Source organism: Azospirillum sp. 11R-A (assembly GCF_049472615.1).
Lineage (GTDB): Bacteria > Pseudomonadota > Alphaproteobacteria > Azospirillales > Azospirillaceae > Azospirillum > Azospirillum palustre.
In genome coordinates this window covers 706,605-725,536 of record NZ_JBCEBL010000001.1, presented here as the reverse complement: position 1 = coordinate 725,536, position 18,932 = coordinate 706,605, and the positions used below count along the sequence as shown (strand labels likewise).

Sequence of the window (18,932 nt, the reverse complement as noted above, 5' to 3'; positions counted from 1 at the left end):
GAGGAGGTCCGCCGCGCCGTCGTCCGTCCTTAATACGATCCGCTAAGGTACGACTGCAACGGGGCGACTTCAAGGCTGCCGTTCCGGAGTGCGGCAATCGCTTCCACCGCTGCGCGTGCTCCTGCCACCGTCGTATAGTACGGAATGTTGTAGGTCAGCGCGGTGCGACGCAGGCTGAAGCTGTCGGACAGAGCCTGGGCGCCTTCCGTGGTGTTGATGACCAGATGCACGTTGCCGTTGATCATGGCGTCGACGATGTGCGGCTGGCCTTCCACCACCTTGTTGATGGTTTCCGCCGGCACGCCGGCATCGCTCAGCACCTTGGCGGTGCCGGACGTGGCGAGGATGCGGAAGCCCATCTCGTGCAGCTTCTTGGAGATCACCGCCAGCGCCGGCTTGTCGTGGTCCTTGACCGAGACGAAGACGCTGCCCTTGACCGGCAGGGTGACGCCGGCGCCGAGCTGCGCCTTGGCGAAGGCCAGCGCGAAGTTGTGGTCGAGGCCCATGACCTCACCCGTCGACTTCATCTCCGGACCCAGCACGATGTCGACGCCGGGGAAGCGGGCGAAGGGGAAGACCGCTTCCTTGACCGCGGTGTGCGGCGGGGTCGGGCCGTTCAGCGTGAAGGCGGACAGCTTCTCGCCGGCCATGATGCGGGCCGCGATCTTGGCGATGGCGGTGCCGGTGGCCTTGGCGACGAAGGGCACCGTGCGGCTGGCGCGCGGGTTGACCTCCAGGATGTAGACGGTGCCGGCCTTGACCGCGAACTGCACGTTCATCAGGCCGACCACCTTCAGCGCATGGGCGAGCGCGTCCGACTGGCGGTTGATCTCGGCGATGGTGTCGGCCGGCAGCGTGTAGGGCGGCAGGGCGCAGGCGCTGTCGCCGGAATGGATGCCGGCCTCTTCGATATGCTCCATCACGCCGGCGACATAGACGTCGGTGCCGTCGCAGACGACGTCGACATCGACCTCGATGGCGTCCTGGAGATAGCTGTCGATCAGCACCGGGTTCTTGCCCGACACCTGCACGGCGGTGCCCATGTAGCGCTGGAGCCCGGCCATGTCGTGGACGATCTCCATCGCCCGGCCGCCCAGCACATAGGACGGACGGATGACGACCGGGAAGCCGATGCGGCTGGCGACGGCCTCCGCCTCTTCCAGCGAGCGGGCGAGGCCGTTGGCCGGCTGCTTCAGGTTCAGCTCGTGCAGCAGCTTCTGGAAGCGCTCGCGGTCCTCGGCCAGATCGATGGCGTCGGGCGAGGTGCCCAGGATCGGAATGCCGGCGGCCTCCAATGCTGCGGCGAGTTTCAGCGGGGTCTGGCCGCCGAACTGCACGATGCAGCCCAGGACGGTGCCCTTGCGCTGCTCGACCCGCACCAGCTCAACCACGTCCTCGGCCGTCAGCGGCTCGAAATACAGGCGGTCGGCGGTGTCGTAGTCGGTGGAGACGGTCTCCGGGTTGCAGTTGACCATGATGGTCTCGATGCCGGCCTCCTGCAGGGCGTAGACGGCATGGACGCAGCAGTAGTCGAACTCGATGCCCTGGCCGATGCGGTTCGGACCGCCGCCGAGGATGACGACCTTGCGCTTGTCGGTCGGGTCCGATTCGCACTCCGCCTCGCCGGTCCCGTCGGTCTCGTAGGTCGAGTACATGTAGGGGGTGGCGGAGGCGAATTCGGCGGCGCAGGTGTCGATGCGCTTGTAGACCGGGGTGACGCCGGCCATGCGGCGGGCGGCGGCGACGGCGGCCTCGGTGGTCTTGGCCAGTTCGGCCAGACGGGCGTCGGAGAAGCCCATCTGCTTCAGCTTGAGCCAGCCGGCCTTGTCGGTCGGCAGCCCGTCGGCACGGATCGCCGCCTCACGGTCGGTGATCGCCTTGATCTGCTCGAGGAACCACGGGTCGTACTTGGAGACGGCCTGCACCTCGTCCACGGTGAAGCCGTGGCGGAAGGCCTGGGCGATCACCAGCAGGCGGTCGGGGGTCGGGGTGGCGAGCGCACCGCGGATGGCGGTGCGGTCCGGGTTCTCGTCCCCGCCGATCTTCACCTCGTTGAAGCCGGTCAGGCCGGTCTCCATCGAGCGCAGGGCCTTCTGCACCGACTCCTGGAAGGTGCGGCCGATGGACATCGCCTCGCCCACCGACTTCATCGAGGTGGTCAGCAGCGGCTCCGAGCCCTTGAACTTCTCGAAGGTGAAGCGCGGCATCTTGGTGACGACATAGTCGATCGTCGGCTCGAAGCTCGCGGGCGTGGTGCCGGTGATGTCGTTGGTCAGCTCGTCCAGCCGGTAGCCGACGGCCAGCTTGGCGGCGATCTTGGCGATGGGGAAGCCGGTGGCCTTCGACGCCAGCGCCGAGGAGCGCGACACGCGCGGGTTCATCTCGATGACGATCAGGCGGCCGTTGGCCGGGTTGACCGCGAACTGGACGTTCGAGCCGCCGGTGTCGACGCCGATCTCGCGCAGCACGGCGATCGAGGCGTCGCGCATGATCTGGTATTCTTTGTCGGTCAGCGTCAGCGACGGCGCCACGGTGATCGAGTCGCCGGTGTGGACGCCCATCGGGTCGATGTTCTCGATGGCGCAGACGATGATGCAGTTGTCGGCGCCGTCGCGCACGACCTCCATCTCGTATTCCTTCCAGCCCAGCACCGATTCCTCGATCAGCACCTCGCCGACCGGGCTGGCGCGCAGGCCGCCGCGCACGATGTCCTCGAACTCCGCCCGGTTGTAGGCGATGCCGCCGCCGGTGCCGGCCAGCGTGAAGCTGGGACGGATGATGGCGGGCAGACCGACGAGTTCCAGCGCGTCCATCGCCTCGTCCAGCGTGCGGACCATGCGCGACTTCGGCGACTCCAGGCCCAGCTTGTCCATGGCGTCGCGGAACAGGATGCGGTCCTCGGCCTTGGCGATGACGTCGCGCTTGGCGCCGATCATCTCCACGCCGAGCCGCTCCAGCGTGCCGTCGTCGGACAGCGCCATCGCCGTGTTCAGCGCGGTCTGGCCGCCCATCGTCGGCAGCAGGGCGTCGGGACGCTCCTTCTCCAGGATCTTGGCGACGACCGCCGGGGTGATCGGCTCGATGTAGGTGGCGTCGGCCAGACCGGGGTCGGTCATGATGGTGGCCGGGTTGGAGTTGACGAGGATGACCCGGTAGCCTTCCTCGCGCAGCGCCTTGCACGCCTGAACGCCGGAATAGTCGAACTCGCAAGCCTGTCCGATGACGATCGGACCCGCGCCGATGATGCAGATGGATTTGATGTCGGTGCGTTTGGGCATGGGTCCGCTTCTCTGAAATGTGGTCAGCCGAAAACCCCCCGGCACCGGGGGACCGGAGACGGAGAGCGGGATGGGCATGTCGTGCAAGGCCCCCTTATAGGGGGTTCCGGGCCGGGGGGGAAGGGGTGGCATGGATGTCACCCTCGCATGACTGAATCTCGGGCACGGCACCGCCGCCCCATGCGGGTCTTGAACCGCGGGGGAAAGGGACGCATCAATTCCCCTTCTCCCATTTCGCATACCCATTGGAGATACGCCCCGATGAGCCACGCATTCGCCAAGGACAGCCGCGCCTGCGCCGCCTGCGTCTCGTGGGGCGGCGAGCGCGCGCTGTCGGAGGATAACACGCTGGTGCATGTCGCCCGCCACGGGGTGGAGGGGGAATGCCGTACCGCCAGCAGCCAGGACTATCGCCGCATCACCAAGGGCTATCACACCTGCACCGCCTGGGCGCCGCTGCCGATGCTGAAGAAGCATGGCGGCCGGATCGGCCATACGCCGGCGGGGCAGGCGCACACGCTGGTCACCGCCGCGGCCTCGCGGCCAATTCCGCAGCCGGTCTCCCAGCCGGTGCCGGCGGCAGCGGCCTTCGCGTCGGCGCCGGTGGCGACTCCGGTGCTGGACCTGCCGCCGCCGCCCTGCCGGGCCGACGTGATCGATGCGGAGCAGACGCCGCAGGTCCGCATCCTCTACACCCACTGGGTGAGGCTGAAGCGCAAGCGCCGCATGCCGCTGGCAAGCGAGATCGACACCGCCCAGGTGCGGGAAAGCGTGCCGCGCACCGCTCTGATGGAGCCGACCGCCGACGGCAGCGATTTCGTCTACAAGTCCTGCGGCCGTGCCCTGCAACGCCGGCTGGCCGAGCGGCCGACGACGCGGCGGGTGACCGACTGCCACCCGGAGCAGGCGGCGCTGCGCTGGCTGTCCGACCTGCGCGCCTGTCTTGAAAGCGGCGAGCCGCGCTGCCTGCTGGTGCGCGACGACCCGATGCTGCCGGGTGCGAAGTTCGTCGAGCTGCTGCTGCCGCTGGCCGACGTCGAGGGCGGGCCGGCGACGCGCGTGCTTGCCTACCGCCATGTGCCGGGTGGTTGAGGAGGGGCGGCGATGGGCGACACGCAAAGCGGAGAAGGACCGAAGGGAGAAGGGCCCGGCCCGGAGATCGTCGGCGTCTGGCCGGCGGCGGTGTGGATCATCGTCGGCGCCGGGCATTACCTGAACGACCCCGACCATTTCGTCGGCTGGAAGGGTGCCCTGTATTTCGTGCTGGGCACCGGGCTGGTGGCGCTGATCGGCGGCATCGCCAGCCTGTCGGCCCGCCGCACCGTCGCCGGCATCCAGGAACGCCTGCTGAAGGAGGTCCGCCACCGCCGCGATTGGGCGAGCTGGTGGGTGGCGCTGGGCTTGCGCGGGCTGGTCGGGCTGGGTGAGGCGGTGCTGGTGACGCTGCTGGCGTTGTGGGTGGTGGCGATGCTGGGGTGAGGCATCGTCGGTGGTTTCCCCTGAAACACCGACGGCCCCGCTCCTTTCGGAAGCGGGGCCGTTGCAGCAACCTGATCCTTACTTCTGGCTGGTCTTCATGCTCCAGCCCGGCTCGATCCCCTGCATGTCGGGCAGGTGGTGGGCGATGCCCTTGTGGCAGTCGATGCAGGTGTTCTGGCCGGTGAACAGATAGGTCTCGTGCATCTTCGCGGCACGCGGATTCTGCTTGGTGATGTCCATCGAGTCCGCGCTGTGGCAGTTCCGGCATTCCAGCGAGTTGTTCGACTTCAGCCGCGCCCATTCGTGCTCGGCCAGTTCGCGGCGCTTGTCCAGGAACTTCTCGCGGGTGTCGATGGTGCCGAAGATCTTGCCCCAAACCTCCTTCGACGCCTGCATCTTGCGGGCGATCTTGTCGGTCCACTGGTGCGGGACGTGGCAGTCCGGGCAGCTGGCACGCACGCCGGACCGGTTGGTGAAGTGGATGGTCTGCTTCAGCTCCTCATAGGGATTGTCCCGCATCTCGTGGCAGCTGATGCAGAAGGCTTCCTTGTTGGTGGCCTCCAGCGCGGTGTTGAAGCCGCCCCAGAAGACGACGCCGGCGATGAAGCCGCCCAGCGTCAGGAAACCCAGGCTGAAATGGACGCTGGGGCGGGCGAACAGCCGCCACAGGCACAGCACGGCGTCGCGGATTTTCATTTCTGGCCGCCTTGGGCATGGCCCAGGACCGAGTCGAAGTCTTGGAAGCTGTTGGGAACGATCGGCTGCGCGTCGGTCTGCGGCACATGGCACTGGGTGCAGAAGTAGCGGCGCGCCGCCACCGTGCCCAGGGTCTGGCCGTCACGGTCCTGGAAATGGGTGACCGACAGCATGGGCGCCTGCGAGCCGGCCGTGTTGCGGCGGTCGTGGCAGGTCAGGCACTTGTTGATGTTCAGGTCGATCTGATAGTCGCGGATGGCATGCGGGATCAGCGGCGGCTGGTCGGCGTAGTTGCGCACGCGCTTCTGGTCATCGGTGATGTCGCGGTGAGTCGCCTCGGCCGGGACATCCGTGGTGATCGGATGGTTGGTGGAGGGGACCTTGATCCCCCCCACGGTGCCGGTGGCGTCCGCCATCACAACGGGCTTGTCGGCGGCGACAACCCCGGAGGTGACGCCGATGGTCAGGGCCGGGATGCCGGCCAGCAGGGCCAGCGCGGCGATCAGGAAACGGGTCTTCATGATGCCGGCACTCCTCAGGCGTTCACGACGGGCGTGATCTTGACCGCGCATTTCTTGTAGTCGGTCTGCTTGCTGATGGGATCGGTGGCGTCGAGCGTCACCTTGTTGATGAGGACCGTGTGGTCGAAGAAGGGGACGAAGACCAGGCCGCGCGGCGGCTTGTTGCGCCCGCGCGTCTCGACCCGAACCCGAACCTCGCCGCGCCGGGAGGTGACGCGCACCTCCTGGCCACGCCGGACGTTGAGATCCTTGGCGTCGTCGGGGTGCATGAACACCACGGCGTTCGGGAAGGCCTTGCGCAGTTCCGGCACGCGGAGCGTCATCGATCCGCTGTGCCAGTGCTCGATCACGCGGCCGGTGCTGAGCCAGAAGGGATAGTCAGTGTCGGGCGCTTCGGCCGGCGGTTCGTAGGGCAGGGCGAAGACGTTGGCCTTGCCGTCCTTGTTGCCGTAGAAGCGCATGCCCTCGCCGGCCTTCACATACGGGTCGGAGCCCTCGCGGTAGCGCCACTTGGTCTCCTTGCCGTCCACCACCGGCCAGCGCAGGCCGCGCTCCTGGTGGTACTGCTCGAAGGGCGCCAGATCATGGCCATGGCCGCGGCCGAAGGAGGCGTATTCCTCGAACAGGCCCTTCTGGACGTAGAAGCCGGCGTCCTTGGCCTCCTGGTTGTTGTAGTTCTGGTCGAGGTCGGACAGCGGGAAGCGGTCGACCTGGCCGTTGCGGAACAGCACCTCGTACAGGGTCTTGCCGCGCAGCTCCGGCTTCTTGTTCAGCAATTCCTCCGGCCACACCTCCTCGATGCGGAAGCGCTTGGAGAACTCCATGATCTGCCACAGGTCGGACCGCGCGCCGTCGGGCGCATCGACCAGCTGGCGCCACAGCTGGGTGCGGCGCTCGGCGTTGCCGTAGCCGCCCTCCTTCTCCACCCACATGGCGGTGGGCAGGATCAGGTCGGCGGCCAGCGCCGTCACGGTGGGGTAGGGATCGGAGACGACGATGAAGTTTTCCGGGTTGCGGTAGCCGGGGAAGGTCTCCTTCGCCGTGTTCGGGGCCGTCTGCATGTTGTTGTTGCACATGACCCAGTAGGCGTTGAGCTTGCCGTCCTTGAGCATGCGGTCCTGCTGGACGGCGTGGTAGCCGACCTTGTCGGGGATGGTCCCCTCCGGCAGCTTCCAGATTTCCTCGGCGTGGCGGCGGTGCTCGGGGTTGGTCACCACCATGTCGGCCGGCAGCCGGTGCGAGAAGGTGCCGACCTCGCGCGCGGTGCCGCAGGCCGACGGCTGGCCGGTCAGCGAGAAGGGGCCGCAGCCGGGCTGGGAGATTTTGCCGGTCAGCAGGTGGATGTTGTAGCAGAGGTTGTTGGCCCAGACGCCGCGGACATGCTGGTTGAAGCCCATGGTCCAGAAGGACACGACCTTCACCTTGGGATCGGCATACAGCTCGGCCAGCGCCTCCAGCCGGTTCTTCGGCACGCCCGACAGCTCATGCGCCTTGTCCAGCGTGTAGGGCTCGACGAACTTGGCGAACTCGTCGAAGCTGATCGGGTCGGAGTCGTTGGCCTTGTCGGCGTTCTTCGCCTTCTTCTCCAAGGGGTTGTCGGGACGCAGGCCATAGCCGATGTCGTCGCGGCCGCGCTTGAAGTTGCAGTGCTTCTCGATGAACTCCTTGTTCACCCGGCCGGTCTTGATGATGTGGTTGGCGATGTAGTTCAGGATCGCCAGGTCGGAGCCGGGGGTGAAGACGAGGCCGATGTCGGCGAGGTCGAAGCTGCGGTGCTCGTAGGTCGACAGGACGGCGACCTTGCAGCCGGGGTGGCTGAGGCGGCGGTCGGTGACGCGCGTCCACAGGATGGGGTGCATCTCCGCCATGTTGGAGCCCCACAGCACGAAGGCGTCGGCCTGCTCCATGTCGTCGTAGCAGCCCATCGGCTCGTCCATGCCGAAGGTGCGCATGAAGCCGGCCACCGCCGACGCCATGCAGTGGCGGGCGTTCGGGTCGAGGTTGTTGGAGCGCAGGCCGGCCTTCATCAGCTTGGAGGCGGCATAGCCCTCATAGATGGTCCATTGGCCGGAGCCGAACATGCCGACGGCGGTCGGACCCTTCTTTTTCAGGGTCTCCTTCCACTTGGCGGCCATGATGTCGAAGGCGGCGTCCCAGCTGATTGGCTCGAACTCGCCGTCCTTGTCGAACTTCCCGTCCTTCATGCGCAGCAGCGGCTGGTTCAGCCGGTCCTCGCCATACATGATCTTGGACAGGAAATAGCCCTTCACGCAGTTCAGGCCGCGGTTCACCTCGGCCTTCACGTCGCCATGGGTGGCGACGACGCGGCCGTCCTTGACGCCGACCATCACGCCGCAGCCGGTGCCGCAGAACCGGCAGGGAGCCTTCGACCAGGTCAGCTTGGCGCCTTCGCCGGTCAGGATGTTGGCGGCGGACGCGGGCAGCGAGATTCCGGCCGCCGCGGCGGCGGCAGCGGCGGCTTGCGCCTTCAGGTAATCGCGGCGGGACAGAAACATGAGGAGGACTCCAGGTTCGGAGGAAATTCGGTCGGGAAAAGGCGGAAACGGCGCGCCTGGATGACGGTCCGGGGGAGGGGCGTCAGGCTGCGTCGATCGCGTCCGCGGGTTCGTAGTGGTGGTAGACCATGGTGGTGGTGTGAACGCCGGGAATGGCGTTCAGCAGGGCGATGCGGTCGACGACCTCGGCCGCGCTGGCGGTGACCAGCGTCACCACCGCCTTGCCGTTCTCCGCGGCACACCACTCCAGCCCGGCGACGGAGGCCGCCGCCTCGCGCACCGCGTCGGTGCGGTCGGGGCTGTGCTGGATGACGAGGCTGGAGATGTGGACTTCGGGGGCGCGGGGCATGTCGGTCCTGGCGGAGCGCTGGGCTCAGTGGGTGAGGAGCTGGTACATCCAGATCGAGAAGCCGTAGGCGGAGACGGTGCCGACGGCGATCACCGGCCAGACCAGCACTGCCAGCGACAGGAACATCAGCCCTTCGGCCCGGCGGGTCGGGGCCGGTGCGGAGTCGGTCGCCTTCCGGTCGGACGGATGGGACAGGACGGGGGAGGTGATGGGCCTCATGGCGGCACTCTCGGTCGGAGCGGGAACAGGTCGAACCGGTCCCGGTGCCAACCCTTACGGATGGTCCTTAGGTACTGGTTTTCGGCCCTTAGTATCGATACTTTCTGGCGGATGGGAATTGACTCAGGTCAACTGGAGCCATTTGCGGCCTGTGACGGAATGGCGCCTTCCGCCGCGCGGGCGCCACGGGCCGGGCTGCGCTAGACTGCGGTGGAGGTCTTCATCGGAAGCCTCGATCGGGAATGGAATGGGCCATGGATTTGCTGCGCTCCTACTGGTCGCCGGCCGAATTGGCGACCAATGGATTGATCCTGCTGCATCTTTTGGGAGCCTTGGCGGTCGGGCTGCTGCTGGGGTACGAGCGCAGCTATCACGGGCGGGCGGCCGGGATGCGGACCTACGGGCTGGTCTGCCTGGCCTCGGCCGCGCTGACGGTGGTCAACGCCTACCCCTCCATGTGGTATGGCGGCATTGGGACGCAGGGGGCGCCGCACGCGGCCGCCCTGACCGGCGATCCGACGCGGGTGATCCAGGGCATCGTCACCGGCATCGGCTTTTTACTGTTACCCACAAGGACTATGTAAACAATTCCGCTATAAGCCAGACGAAACCTCGATAGAGATGTTGACGCAGGCCTGGGGCGCTGTGAGGATAATGTACGTTAGATACTACCGCTGAGAGATGTCAACAAATGACCTGTCCCTACCGTATCAGGACGGTCAGGTTCCGCACCGGCGAACGGCTGCCGATGTTGGTGCGCCGCAGCGACGGCCTCCCACTGTTCATGCCGACCGTCTACTCCACAACGATGCTGCGTCAGCGCAACTTGGCGTCTAACACGATCCGACAGGCGCTCCGCTCGCTCATGGTCCTCTACCTCCTTGCCGATGAACGGGGGTACGATGTTGAAGCCAGAATACGCGATGGGGAGTTCCTCTCTCTGGGAGACATCACCGCTCTCGTGACCGCGGTGTCCTCGCGTATCGACGAGTCGGATGTTAGCAAGGACGACGTCGGGACCATGGTGGAGCCCGCGACGGCGGCCAGTCGGCTGCGCTACATCCGCGACTATTTGAGTTGGCTTTGCTCCTGGCGCCAGTATCAGCTGTCTTGTGAAACCGACCGCTATCTCGCCTACGACAGGGGGCGGGCGGAGATGATCGGGGCTCTGGAAGCGCGCATTGCCAATCCCAAGGGACGCAATTCGGTGAACCGGCGTGAGGGTTTCTCCGCCGAAGCGGCTCTTCGGATTGCGGAGTTGGTGGATCCGGAATCGCGGAACAATCCCTGGGAGGACAAGACCGTCAGGGTCAGGAACTTCCTGATCATCATGTGGCTGATGGGCCTGGGCATTCGACGGGGCGAACTACTCGGTGTGATGGTTCCGGACATCGACAACCGGCGCCAGACCGTCCTGATCGCGCGACGGCCCGACAATCCGGACGACCCGCGCCGGGATGAACCCAACACGAAGACCCGGGACCGCGTCTTGGCGCTCGATGAGGATTTATTGGCCGCCACGCTCGACTACGTGATCAATGTCCGTGGACCGATCGTCAAGCGGACCCATGCCCGCCACAAGTTCCTGTTCATCGACCACCAGCGCGGTCGCGCGCTATCGTCTGCCGCAATCTCCAAGATGTTCGTCGAGCTAACGGCGGAGCTCCGGAAACTCCGGGTGGATTTTCCGGAAATCCCGGAGCGGGTTAGCGCCCATGTCCTGCGCCACGCGTGGAACGACAGGCTCTCCGAGGAGTCCGACCGCGTGGGGATGTCGCCGGAGGACGAAAAGCGGATCCGGAACGAGAGCATGGGCTGGTCGCAGACTTCGAATACGGCCGCAGACTACCTCCGCCGAACGATCCGCAGACAGGCCGCCAAAGCGGACTTGAACATCCAGAAGGGAATTTTCTCAGGAAATAAGTCTGATTGCGAGAGGGAATGCCTGGAATGACCGGGCCATCGGACTCTGTAACAAGCAGGAAGGTTGGGGGCCACGCCTTCCTGCCTGAGTACGCCGAAACCCGGGATGGATGTAGGTTTCGGCCACGGGATCCCCTGTGGACGATTATCACTATCCGAGTCCGCCGGCACCTCTACTTCGATGGAATCCCAGGCATTACAGAGCTCGTGCGAGACGCCATGAAAGGCGTCGTCCTGTGGTATCTTACGAACCACGCCCCCTCCACTGGGTTCACCGTCTACGAGAACCTGCTCCAATTTGCCCGATGGCACGCGGGAACTGTCTCCAGGGACATTGAGCAGATCGATGCCGCGATGCTGATGAGTTACTACGCGGACCTGAAGGCGCAGGAGCGTCCGTGGTTGATGCATGATATCCGCTGGCCCCTCTTGAAGTGGGCAGGGCTGCGCTACCCCGGACTCTCGGACGGCGTGGCTACCTACCTTAGCGAGATATGCATTCCTGCTGCGCCGAAGGGCGTTGCCGTCGCGACCTGGGATCCCGTAAAGGGGCAGTTCACCGACGTCGAGCTGGAAGCCCTACAGGCCAGCCTGAATGATCGATTCGTGGCCGGCGCGACCGACTTGCAGGGGTTTCTGGTCACCTGGGTGTTCATGTTGCTCGGCGCCCGACCGGCGCAGCTCGCGTTGATGAAGGTTTGTGACGTGATCGCCCCTTCTGGGAACGATGACGACTACGTTCTCCGGGTCCCACGGGCGAAGCAGCCAGGGCAGGCAGACCGTGACGAGTTGAAAGACCGTCCAATCATCCCAGAGATCGGCGCCTTGCTCGTTAAACACGCCAACAACGTCCGGCAGGCGTACGTTGGAGTCCTTTTGGAACCGAACGAGGCACCACTCTTCCCCGATCAGACGCGGACAGAGGCTCCGAAGGGCTTCGAGTTTCACCCGACTACGGACCACCTGCGCGACTGGCTGCGAGCCGCTTTTGGAACGACGCCGCCCCGCTCCGAGCGGACTGGCGAGCCGATGGCAATTTCGCCGATCCGTTTCCGTCGGACCAAGGGCACGCTGGCTGCGAGGGAGGGCTACGGCAAACTCGTCATCGCAGAAATCCTCGACCACAGCGATACCCAGAACGTGGAGGTCTATACCGCCGCGACTCCGGAGTCCCTGGAGCGCGTAGACAAAGCCTTGGCCTTCTGGCTCGCCCCGATGGCGCGGGCTTTCCGTGGCGAGATCATCGATAGGATTGGGCCGGAGGCTGCGGAAGCCCCACGGCAAGTTCTGGCTCCGAAATTTGATCCGACGTTCCGGCCAATAGGCAGTTGCGTCAAGTGCGGGTCCTGCGGTTTGCCAATGCCGATCGCCTGCTACACATGCATCAGCTTCCGTCCGTTCAAAGACGCGCCGCACGAACGGGTCCAGGAGTACGTCATCGCCGAACGTAACCGTCTGGCGGCCGACATTCGGATCGCCTCGATACTGGATCGGACACTCTTGGCAGTGACCCAGGTTATGGCTGATTGCGCCGTTGATGGATCGCTCAATGAGTAATTGCAATGTCATTCAGTTCACCCCCCTCGCCGGGGTCACGGCAAGGAAGAACGTCGAGGCGCTGATCAAGTTGGCTCGCGAGCAGCTTACTGTGTTCGGCGCGGACCTCGATTACGCGTCCGACAAGTGGGATACGCGTATCATCCTAAAGGGGCGACGCAACTCTAAGAGGATGACCTTCTGCGTTCTGGAAACAGCGAGCGAGACGCAAGGCTCGGGATGGGTGTCGCTACCGGAACCGTTCAACGAATTCGCGAAGGCTCTCGTGCGTTACCTCCAAGGGATGAATCCGGTCACGGCTCCCGGAGAGCGTCTGGCGGCACTGCGTTTTCTGGAGGCCGCACTACGCGAGCAGAATACGTCTTTCCCCTGGAAGGCCACTGCCGCGACGTTCAACCGAGCTGCGCAGCTAGCGCGGGAGCAGGGCTCGCCGGCCCAAGCTTACAAGATTGGTCTCAAGCTGGAGGAACTCGCGTCCTTCATGGATCAAAACAAGCTTGTATCCGGATCATTGGCCTGGGCCAATCCGATCCCGGACCCCGGCAAAACCATGAACAAGGTCGGTGAGGAGTTCGACAGGAATCGGAAGGAGAAACTGCCGACGGAAGCGGCCCTCGATGCCCTCCCGAAAATCTTTCGGCTCGCCACGGACCAACCCGATCTAATCATTTCGTCACTTGTCGCTATCCTGATGATGACGCCCGATCGCGTAGGAGAACTCCTCCATCTGCCAGCCTTGTGCGTCCATCGCGGGTTAAAGGGCGAGCTTGGGCTGCGTTGGCTCCCCGAGAAGGGCGGAGCCCCAATGATCAAGTGGGTCATCCCCTTGCTGGCCGATATCGCCGAACAGGCGGTGGATCGGCTTCTCACCGCAACGGCCGAGGGACGGCGGATCGCCAAGTGGTACGAGGACAATCCCGACAGGCTTTACCTGCCGCCGTGTCTCGACGACCTGCGGGGAAAGGAGTACCTGGATTCTGAGGATATTCGTCGCATTCTAGGGATGTCCGATCGCAGGCCGGCGCTGCTATGGGCCAAGAAGAGAGGGCTGCGGATCGAGAGGCCGAGCTATCATGAAAGCTTGATCCGATTCTCGGATGTTGAGAAGGAGGTCTTGAAGGGGCTTCCCCCAGGCTTCCCCGTCCTGAATAGGCGCACTGGCATGCGTTTCAGCCAAGCGCTCTGTGTAGTCAATGCCGGCACCTTCTCGAGTAACGAAGCTCCAAGTTCCTGCATGTTCGAGGCCATTGTCGACCATCACATTCATCAGGCCCTTGGCGGGTTAGGCGAGCGAGGCAACAGCATCTTCGCCAAGCATGGTTTCAGGGAACCCGACGGAAGCCCGATCCGGGTGAGGAGTCATGCCTTCCGGCATCACCTGAACACGCTGGCCCAGCGTGGCGGGTTGAGTCAGATCGACATCGCGAAGTGGAGTGGCCGGAAGAGCGAGCACCAGAACGCGGCCTACGACCATGTGTCATCTGAGGAGACGATGGAGATGGCGAGAGAGCGCCTGGGTCCCGTCGGCAAGGTACCCGGTGCAATCGCCAAGATCCCGAAGGGGACTCTAATCACCCGCACGGAGCTGGCGAAGCTCGGGATCAAGGCCGGGCACACCACCGATTTCGGTTACTGCGTCCACGACTTCGCCATGATGCCATGCCAGCGTTTTCGGGACTGCCTGTCCTGCGACGAGCAGATCTGTGTCAAGGGAGATGAGGAGCAGACCGCCAACCTGCGGCAGCGCCTCGTGGAAGCTGAGGAGATGCTGAAGCACGCCGAGCAGGCCGTCCGGGACGGCCTCTCCGGAGCTGACGAGTGGGAGGTGGCGCACGAGGAAACGGTTTCGCGGCTGCGCGACCTAATCGCCATCCACGATGACCCGTCCGTTCCAATTGGCTCGCTCATCCGCCTGTCCGGTGCTCCGCGCCCCACTCTCCTCGCGCAGGCTATCTCGGATCGCTCGGCACAACTCCCTGCGCCGGCGCCAGCTCTGGCGGTCCGTTCGCTCGTGGGGTCAGTGAAGAGGAATTCCAATGGCCAAGGCTAACACGAGAGGTCCCAACCTGACGGGGGCGAACCTTGATCGGATCGTCAAGGCCATTGACCTGCTTCCGGATCCTATCTCTTGGAACGCTGTCGTGGAGACGGTACGCGGTGTCATGGGGCACGAGTACACCAGGCAGGCACTCAACAAGCACGAGCGCATCCGGACCGCTTTTGACGCGCGAAAGCGCTCCGCGGGGGCGGCCGCCGCCAAAGGCGCGGATTCGCCCTGGGGAATGACGCTCCGTCAGGCACAGCAACGAATCACGAAGCTGGAGGCCGAAAATGCCCGTTTGAGGCTGGAGAACGAGCGGTTTCTCGAGAAATTCTCGCGTTGGTCGTACCACGCATTCTCCGCAAACCTGGACGAAGAGTTCCTGGACAGGCCGCTGCCACCCGTGAACCGCGAGCCCACCAAGGGTGCGCCGCGCTGACGGGTCTCTAACGGCAACGTCACACCACTCTGGCGTTGAGGAGGAGTTATGCCGCCGTCCATCGTTCCCGAAATCCTAGCGCTGCTCCAGCCATACCTCGAAGGCAGGGAGCAAGCTTGGCTGGAGCAGCCCGAAGGTCGCCGCGTTCCGACGCTGCCCGCGACGGCGGACGGGGTCAAGGTCAACGTCCGCGAGATCGTGAAGTCCCTCGGATGCAACCCGAACTGGGAGCAGCATTTCTACCGCAAAGCCGAGCTCTTCGGCTCCATCAACGCGTTGGCGCGCGAGCAGGGCCTGAAGGGCATCGGCAGCCGATCCGCCGAGGCTGAACCCGAAGCCGTCGTGAAGGCGGTCATTGCCCGGCAGGGCAGCGACAACAAGCGGCTGGCCGAACAGCTCGCGGAGGCCCAAGCCGTCATCATCCGGCAGCAGCGCGAAATCGCCAGCCTAAAGGCCCAGCTCGGCCTCGCCCAAGACGCCGGCATCCTGCTGCGCACCGCGCCGGCGAGGACGCGATGAGTGCCATGGTCGTCGGCGTGCCGGAGACGTTGGCCTACGACGTCATCGTCAGCAAAGTTATCAATTTCCGGCTGGGTGGCGTTATCTTCGTAGGCACCGTCGCAGGGCCGTTCGGCGATCCGAGAGAAGGCACGCAGATCCGTGCGATGGTGCCGGGCGGCGTCCTCGCCGGGGCCGAGCCGATTGAGGGCGAGACTTGGCATCTCTGTGGCGCCTGGGCAACCTCGGACCGCTACGGCGAACAGTTCCACGCCAGGATGGCGCGCCGCGCACGGCCGGCAGGACATCTCGTCGTCTCCTACTTGGCCTATCACGTCCCCGGCATCGGGACGGGTCGAGCGAAACGCCTATGGGACGCCTTCGAGGAGCGGCTTCCGGAGGTGCTCGACGCTGGGGACGTCTTGGCTCTGGCTCAAGTCATCGCGCCACGGTTTCCGACCCTTTCTGTCCGCTTGGCGGCCGACGTCGTCACCCAGTGGAAAGAGGCCACGGTCGAACCCGCCGTCATGGCGTGGCTTGACGGGCTGGGGGTTACGGACGCTCGCTTCGTTCGGCGCGCCGTTTGCATACTGGGCGAGCGAACCCGCTCCACTCTGGAGGCGAACCCGTACATCCTGGCGGCCTTCCTCGACCGCTGGAAGCGGGTGGACGAACTCGGCAGGCGGCTGATGGCGGAAGTCGGCACCGCCGACGTTGAGGACCATCCCAACCGACTGGTCGGCGCCGTGGACTTCGTGGTGCGGAAGGCGATCACCGAAGGGGGCCACACGGTCATCGACGAGGCGACGTTGCGTCGAGGTCTGGCGCGCTGCTTCGGCGGGCAGTTGTCGTCCCGCCGGGTCACCGACGCGATCCGGCTTGGTGAGGTCAACGACGCCATCCTCCCCTATGGCCAGGGGAACTGGCGGGCGCCGGGATGCGCGGCGCTCGAAGACGCCCTCGTGGCGCGCTTCCGGGCGATGTGGGACATCCGGGAGCTGACCGCCGTCGAGATACCTTCTGGGAAGGCGTTGGAAGCCTGCCTGAGGGCCTTGGCGCCTTCGGCGTCGTTGCACCCGGAACAGCGCGAGGCCGTTCTACGGTGCATCCAGGCGCCCCTCGCGGTGCTTACTGGCGGCGCCGGGGTGGGCAAGACGACCACCCTTCGCACCATCGTGGATCTCTGGGAGTTCCTGGACGGCAACGTGCAGATGGTGGCGCTCGCGGGCAAGGCGGCGCTTCGTATGTCCCAAGCGACCGGGCGCCCTGCCATGACCATCCACCGCTTCCTCAATGGCCTGCTACTGCGAGAGGCCAGCATCGAGCGGAATGCGGCGAAGGATCAGGCCAACGGGGAGCGCGGGTTGCAGAAGCGGAGTGGCGACCGGCTCTTGAGCGAACTGAGCGAGGAAATTCCAGCAAGCGAGTTCGATGTGGAAGAGGGGCCGTACCTCGACAACAGGTCCCTGTTGGTCGTCGACGAGGCGTCGATGGTCGATCTCGGACAGTGGCACCGCCTCGTCCAGGCGATGCCGCCAGGATGCCGCTTGCTGCTCGTAGGCGATGTCGGCCAATTGCCGCCCATCGGCTTCGGCTTGGTGTTCCACCGACTCGCGCACATCCCCGCTCTGACCGCTGAGCTACAGACGATCCACCGTCAGCGCGAGGGTGGCGGGATACCAGAGGTGTCGAGGGCCATCCGGGCCGGGATCGTCCCCGAGCTTCAGCCGTTCGGCGGACGAGCCGACGGCGTGTTCCTGGTGCCCTGCCCCATGGCGGAAATCCCGTCGCAGATCGAGCGCGTGGTAGCCGATCTGGGAGGCTTCGGCAGCACCCATGCAGTCCAGATTGTCGCTCCCGTCAACCAGGGCGATGCCGGGGTAGACGGGCTGAACGAGCGGTTCCACAACCGCCATCGCGAGGCAACTGGTGCTGGGGTCGTGACCCCGGAATACCCCGAAGTGAAGGAGGTCAAGGGCTTCCTCGGCAACGTCTTCGGCGTCGGCGAGCCCGCCATCCACCGTCGCAACGATTACCAGCGCGGCCTCTTCAACGGCAGCCTCGGCCATGTCGTCAGCGTCGACGTTCAGCGGAGGGCGCTGACGGCGCTGTTCGACGGGGAGCCGCACGAGTTCGTCGGAGACGAGCTGATCGACCTGGCCCTCGCCTACTGTCTGACCTGCCATCGGCTTCAGGGAAGCCAATCCGAGCGCGTCGTGGTGGCGCTATACGACCATCCCCTGGTGGACATCAGCTGGATCTACACCGCGATCACCCGTGCGGAGAGGCAGGTCGTGCTGGTCGGCGATCCCGCGACGCTGGCCGCCGCAGTCAGCCGTCGGCCCGCCTGGACAAACAGGCGCGTCGCGTTTCGCCTTGACCTAGAAAACGTTGAAGGCGGCCCAGAATACTGAGCCGCCCCCATTCACGTCGGCGGTCATCGGGATCCCTCCCTGTACCGCCCGCATAGGTTAGCATAACTCACGCAGGAATCCCCACCCATTCACCGAGCCCAAATATCCTGGGGTGAATGCCGGGCCCTCTGCCTTTCCGGGGTGCTGGTGTTGATGAGCGCCGAGTGTGATAAGCAACGTACCCCTCCGCCGTGTCTGCTAATTATGCAAGCGCGATGGCCAAGACGCGGGGCTAACTTCCATTGCCACGCGAAAGCGAAGCAGATCAGGAGTTTGACCAAGCACAACCGGGGCGGCGAACAGTTTATATGAAAAACCGGGCTACACAACCGAAAGCGAAGAGGGTAGGGCACTCGCGGAACCGCCCCGCCCGGCCGATAAATCGTTACAGCCCGCGTGTAACGCGAAAGTCGCCCGGCCCAACCAGTAATGCGTTACAGGAACTCCGTAACGCGCAAGCCGCTTGCCGGCCCGTCAGTATCGCGTTACGCTTCCTCCTGTAACGCAAAGCCGGAGGGCAGCATGGGCAGGCCGAGGATCGGAACGCCAGAAGAAGCGGCCGAGCGTAAGCGCCAGCAGACCGCCTCCCGCGTCCGCCGCCTGCGCGCCCGCCGCGCCGAGGCCCTGGCCACGACACCGCCGGCCGACGCGCCCCCCGCCCCGGTCGTTCCCGTCTACATGTCCTCCCCCATCGCGTCGATGCGGATCCTCGGCTTCGTCGAGGGGATCGAGCGGCTGGAAACCGAACTGGCTGCCATCCGCAGCCGCAATCCTACCCTGGCCGCCGCCTACGCCACCGAACGCGCGGCGATCCAGTCCGAGCTGAAGGCCGTGTGGAAGGAACTGGAAGATACCGGCTTCTCCGCCGCGGCGACCCGCGAAATCCTCCGGCTGCGCAAGATGGATGACGCCGACCGCCGCGAGCTCGAGGCCACCGTGGCCCTCTACAAGCAAGCCCTTGGCATGGACTGACCGATAGGACCGCACCGGCTTACAATACCG

At 65.2% G+C, this 18,932-nt stretch carries 16 protein-coding genes; 10 read left to right on the top strand and 6 right to left on the bottom strand.

The annotated features are described in order from the left end of the window. Positions 1-29: 29 nt before the first annotated feature. A complete protein-coding gene (gene carB, locus VH569_RS03455; RefSeq protein ID WP_423314049.1) occupies positions 30-3,278 on the bottom strand; it encodes a carbamoyl-phosphate synthase large subunit in 3,249 nt (1,082 codons plus the stop codon). Positions 3,279-3,539: 261 nt separating this feature from the next. On the opposite strand from carB, the gene VH569_RS03450 reads away from it, so the two are divergent. Then, positions 3,540-4,370 (top strand): hypothetical protein, encoded by an 831-nt coding sequence (locus VH569_RS03450; RefSeq protein WP_109051122.1) that lies wholly within the window; start codon positions 3,540-3,542, stop codon positions 4,368-4,370. A gap of 12 nt (positions 4,371-4,382) precedes the next feature. Further along, on the top strand, positions 4,383-4,757 hold the full coding sequence (locus VH569_RS03445) for a hypothetical protein (RefSeq protein ID WP_423314046.1): 375 nt from the start codon (positions 4,383-4,385) through the stop codon (positions 4,755-4,757). 78 nt (positions 4,758-4,835) lie between these two features. On the opposite strand, the gene VH569_RS03440 is transcribed toward VH569_RS03445, so the two are convergent. The 5 genes from VH569_RS03440 to VH569_RS03420 form a co-directional block, all read right to left on the bottom strand. Then, positions 4,836-5,453 carry a cytochrome c3 family protein gene (locus VH569_RS03440; protein WP_098738922.1) on the bottom strand — a complete coding sequence of 206 codons (618 nt, stop codon included), beginning with the start codon at positions 5,451-5,453 and terminating at the stop codon, positions 4,836-4,838. Then, entirely contained in the window at positions 5,450-5,974 is a 525-nt protein-coding gene (locus tag VH569_RS03435; protein ID WP_199235386.1) for a nitrate reductase cytochrome c-type subunit, read from the bottom strand. Before VH569_RS03435 ends, VH569_RS03440 begins: the two co-directional genes overlap by 4 nt. Before the next feature lie 14 nt (positions 5,975-5,988). Then, positions 5,989-8,490 carry a nitrate reductase catalytic subunit NapA gene (gene napA / locus VH569_RS03430; RefSeq protein ID WP_423314043.1) on the bottom strand — a complete coding sequence of 834 codons (2,502 nt, stop codon included), beginning with the start codon at positions 8,488-8,490 and terminating at the stop codon, positions 5,989-5,991. An 82-nt stretch (positions 8,491-8,572) separates the two neighbouring features. Further along, positions 8,573-8,839 (bottom strand): chaperone NapD, encoded by a 267-nt coding sequence (locus VH569_RS03425; RefSeq protein ID WP_098738925.1) that lies wholly within the window; start codon positions 8,837-8,839, stop codon positions 8,573-8,575. A gap of 24 nt (positions 8,840-8,863) precedes the next feature. Further along, on the bottom strand, positions 8,864-9,058 hold the full coding sequence (locus tag VH569_RS03420; protein WP_098738926.1) for a periplasmic nitrate reductase, NapE protein: 195 nt from the start codon (positions 9,056-9,058) through the stop codon (positions 8,864-8,866). A gap of 254 nt (positions 9,059-9,312) precedes the next feature. Here VH569_RS03420 and VH569_RS03415 point away from each other — a divergent pair, with 254 nt between their 5' ends. The 8 genes from VH569_RS03415 (at position 9,313) to VH569_RS03380 (ending at position 18,902) form a co-directional block, all read left to right on the top strand. After that, on the top strand, positions 9,313-9,642 hold the full coding sequence (locus VH569_RS03415) for an MgtC/SapB family protein (protein WP_423314040.1): 330 nt from the start codon (positions 9,313-9,315) through the stop codon (positions 9,640-9,642). 107 nt (positions 9,643-9,749) lie between these two features. After that, complete coding sequence (locus tag VH569_RS03410) at positions 9,750-11,012, top strand: site-specific integrase (protein ID WP_222529428.1); 1,263 nt, start codon at positions 9,750-9,752, stop codon at positions 11,010-11,012. Then, positions 11,000-12,538, top strand: a complete 1,539-nt coding sequence (locus VH569_RS03405; RefSeq protein WP_423314038.1) for a site-specific integrase — start codon at positions 11,000-11,002, stop codon at positions 12,536-12,538. Before VH569_RS03410 ends, VH569_RS03405 begins: the two co-directional genes overlap by 13 nt. Then, a complete protein-coding gene (locus tag VH569_RS03400) occupies positions 12,531-14,588 on the top strand; it encodes a hypothetical protein (RefSeq protein WP_423314036.1) in 2,058 nt (685 codons plus the stop codon). Before VH569_RS03405 ends, VH569_RS03400 begins: the two co-directional genes overlap by 8 nt. Beyond that, a complete protein-coding gene (locus tag VH569_RS03395; protein ID WP_423314034.1) occupies positions 14,575-15,018 on the top strand; it encodes a hypothetical protein in 444 nt (147 codons plus the stop codon). Before VH569_RS03400 ends, VH569_RS03395 begins: the two co-directional genes overlap by 14 nt. A gap of 48 nt (positions 15,019-15,066) precedes the next feature. Further along, the gene (locus VH569_RS03390; protein ID WP_423314032.1) at positions 15,067-15,537 is read left to right on the top strand and encodes a hypothetical protein; all 471 of its coding nucleotides are present in this window, start codon (positions 15,067-15,069) and stop codon (positions 15,535-15,537) included. Further along, positions 15,534-17,930 (top strand): AAA family ATPase, encoded by a 2,397-nt coding sequence (locus tag VH569_RS03385; protein WP_423314030.1) that lies wholly within the window; start codon positions 15,534-15,536, stop codon positions 17,928-17,930. The genes VH569_RS03390 and VH569_RS03385 overlap by 4 nt, the downstream gene beginning before the upstream one ends. A 522-nt stretch (positions 17,931-18,452) precedes the next feature. After that, positions 18,453-18,902, top strand: a complete 450-nt coding sequence (locus tag VH569_RS03380; protein ID WP_423314028.1) for a DUF2312 domain-containing protein — start codon at positions 18,453-18,455, stop codon at positions 18,900-18,902. Positions 18,903-18,932: the final 30 nt, after the last annotated feature.

Excerpts from the sequence above, each read along its gene's own strand:
- VH569_RS03425 (WP_098738925.1), bottom strand. The coding sequence starts at position 8,839 with ATGCCCCGCGCCCCCGAAGTCCACATCTCCAGCCTCGTCATCCAGCAC.
- VH569_RS03380 (WP_423314028.1), top strand. The coding sequence starts at position 18,453 with ATGGGCAGGCCGAGGATCGGAACGCCAGAAGAAGCGGCCGAGCGTAAG.
- VH569_RS03440 (WP_098738922.1), bottom strand. The coding sequence starts at position 5,453 with ATGAAAATCCGCGACGCCGTGCTGTGCCTGTGGCGGCTGTTCGCCCGC.
- VH569_RS03400 (WP_423314036.1), top strand. The coding sequence starts at position 12,531 with ATGAGTAATTGCAATGTCATTCAGTTCACCCCCCTCGCCGGGGTCACG.
- VH569_RS03415 (WP_423314040.1), top strand. The coding sequence starts at position 9,313 with ATGGATTTGCTGCGCTCCTACTGGTCGCCGGCCGAATTGGCGACCAAT.
- VH569_RS03385 (WP_423314030.1), top strand. The coding sequence starts at position 15,534 with ATGAGTGCCATGGTCGTCGGCGTGCCGGAGACGTTGGCCTACGACGTC.
- VH569_RS03395 (WP_423314034.1), top strand. The coding sequence starts at position 14,575 with ATGGCCAAGGCTAACACGAGAGGTCCCAACCTGACGGGGGCGAACCTT.
- VH569_RS03390 (WP_423314032.1), top strand. The coding sequence starts at position 15,067 with ATGCCGCCGTCCATCGTTCCCGAAATCCTAGCGCTGCTCCAGCCATAC.
- napA (WP_423314043.1), bottom strand. The coding sequence starts at position 8,490 with ATGTTTCTGTCCCGCCGCGATTACCTGAAGGCGCAAGCCGCCGCTGCC.
- VH569_RS03420 (WP_098738926.1), bottom strand. The coding sequence starts at position 9,058 with ATGAGGCCCATCACCTCCCCCGTCCTGTCCCATCCGTCCGACCGGAAG.
- VH569_RS03450 (WP_109051122.1), top strand. The coding sequence starts at position 3,540 with ATGAGCCACGCATTCGCCAAGGACAGCCGCGCCTGCGCCGCCTGCGTC.
- VH569_RS03435 (WP_199235386.1), bottom strand. The coding sequence starts at position 5,974 with ATGAAGACCCGTTTCCTGATCGCCGCGCTGGCCCTGCTGGCCGGCATC.
- VH569_RS03410 (WP_222529428.1), top strand. The coding sequence starts at position 9,750 with ATGACCTGTCCCTACCGTATCAGGACGGTCAGGTTCCGCACCGGCGAA.
- VH569_RS03405 (WP_423314038.1), top strand. The coding sequence starts at position 11,000 with ATGCCTGGAATGACCGGGCCATCGGACTCTGTAACAAGCAGGAAGGTT.
- carB (WP_423314049.1), bottom strand. The coding sequence starts at position 3,278 with ATGCCCAAACGCACCGACATCAAATCCATCTGCATCATCGGCGCGGGT.
- VH569_RS03445 (WP_423314046.1), top strand. The coding sequence starts at position 4,383 with ATGGGCGACACGCAAAGCGGAGAAGGACCGAAGGGAGAAGGGCCCGGC.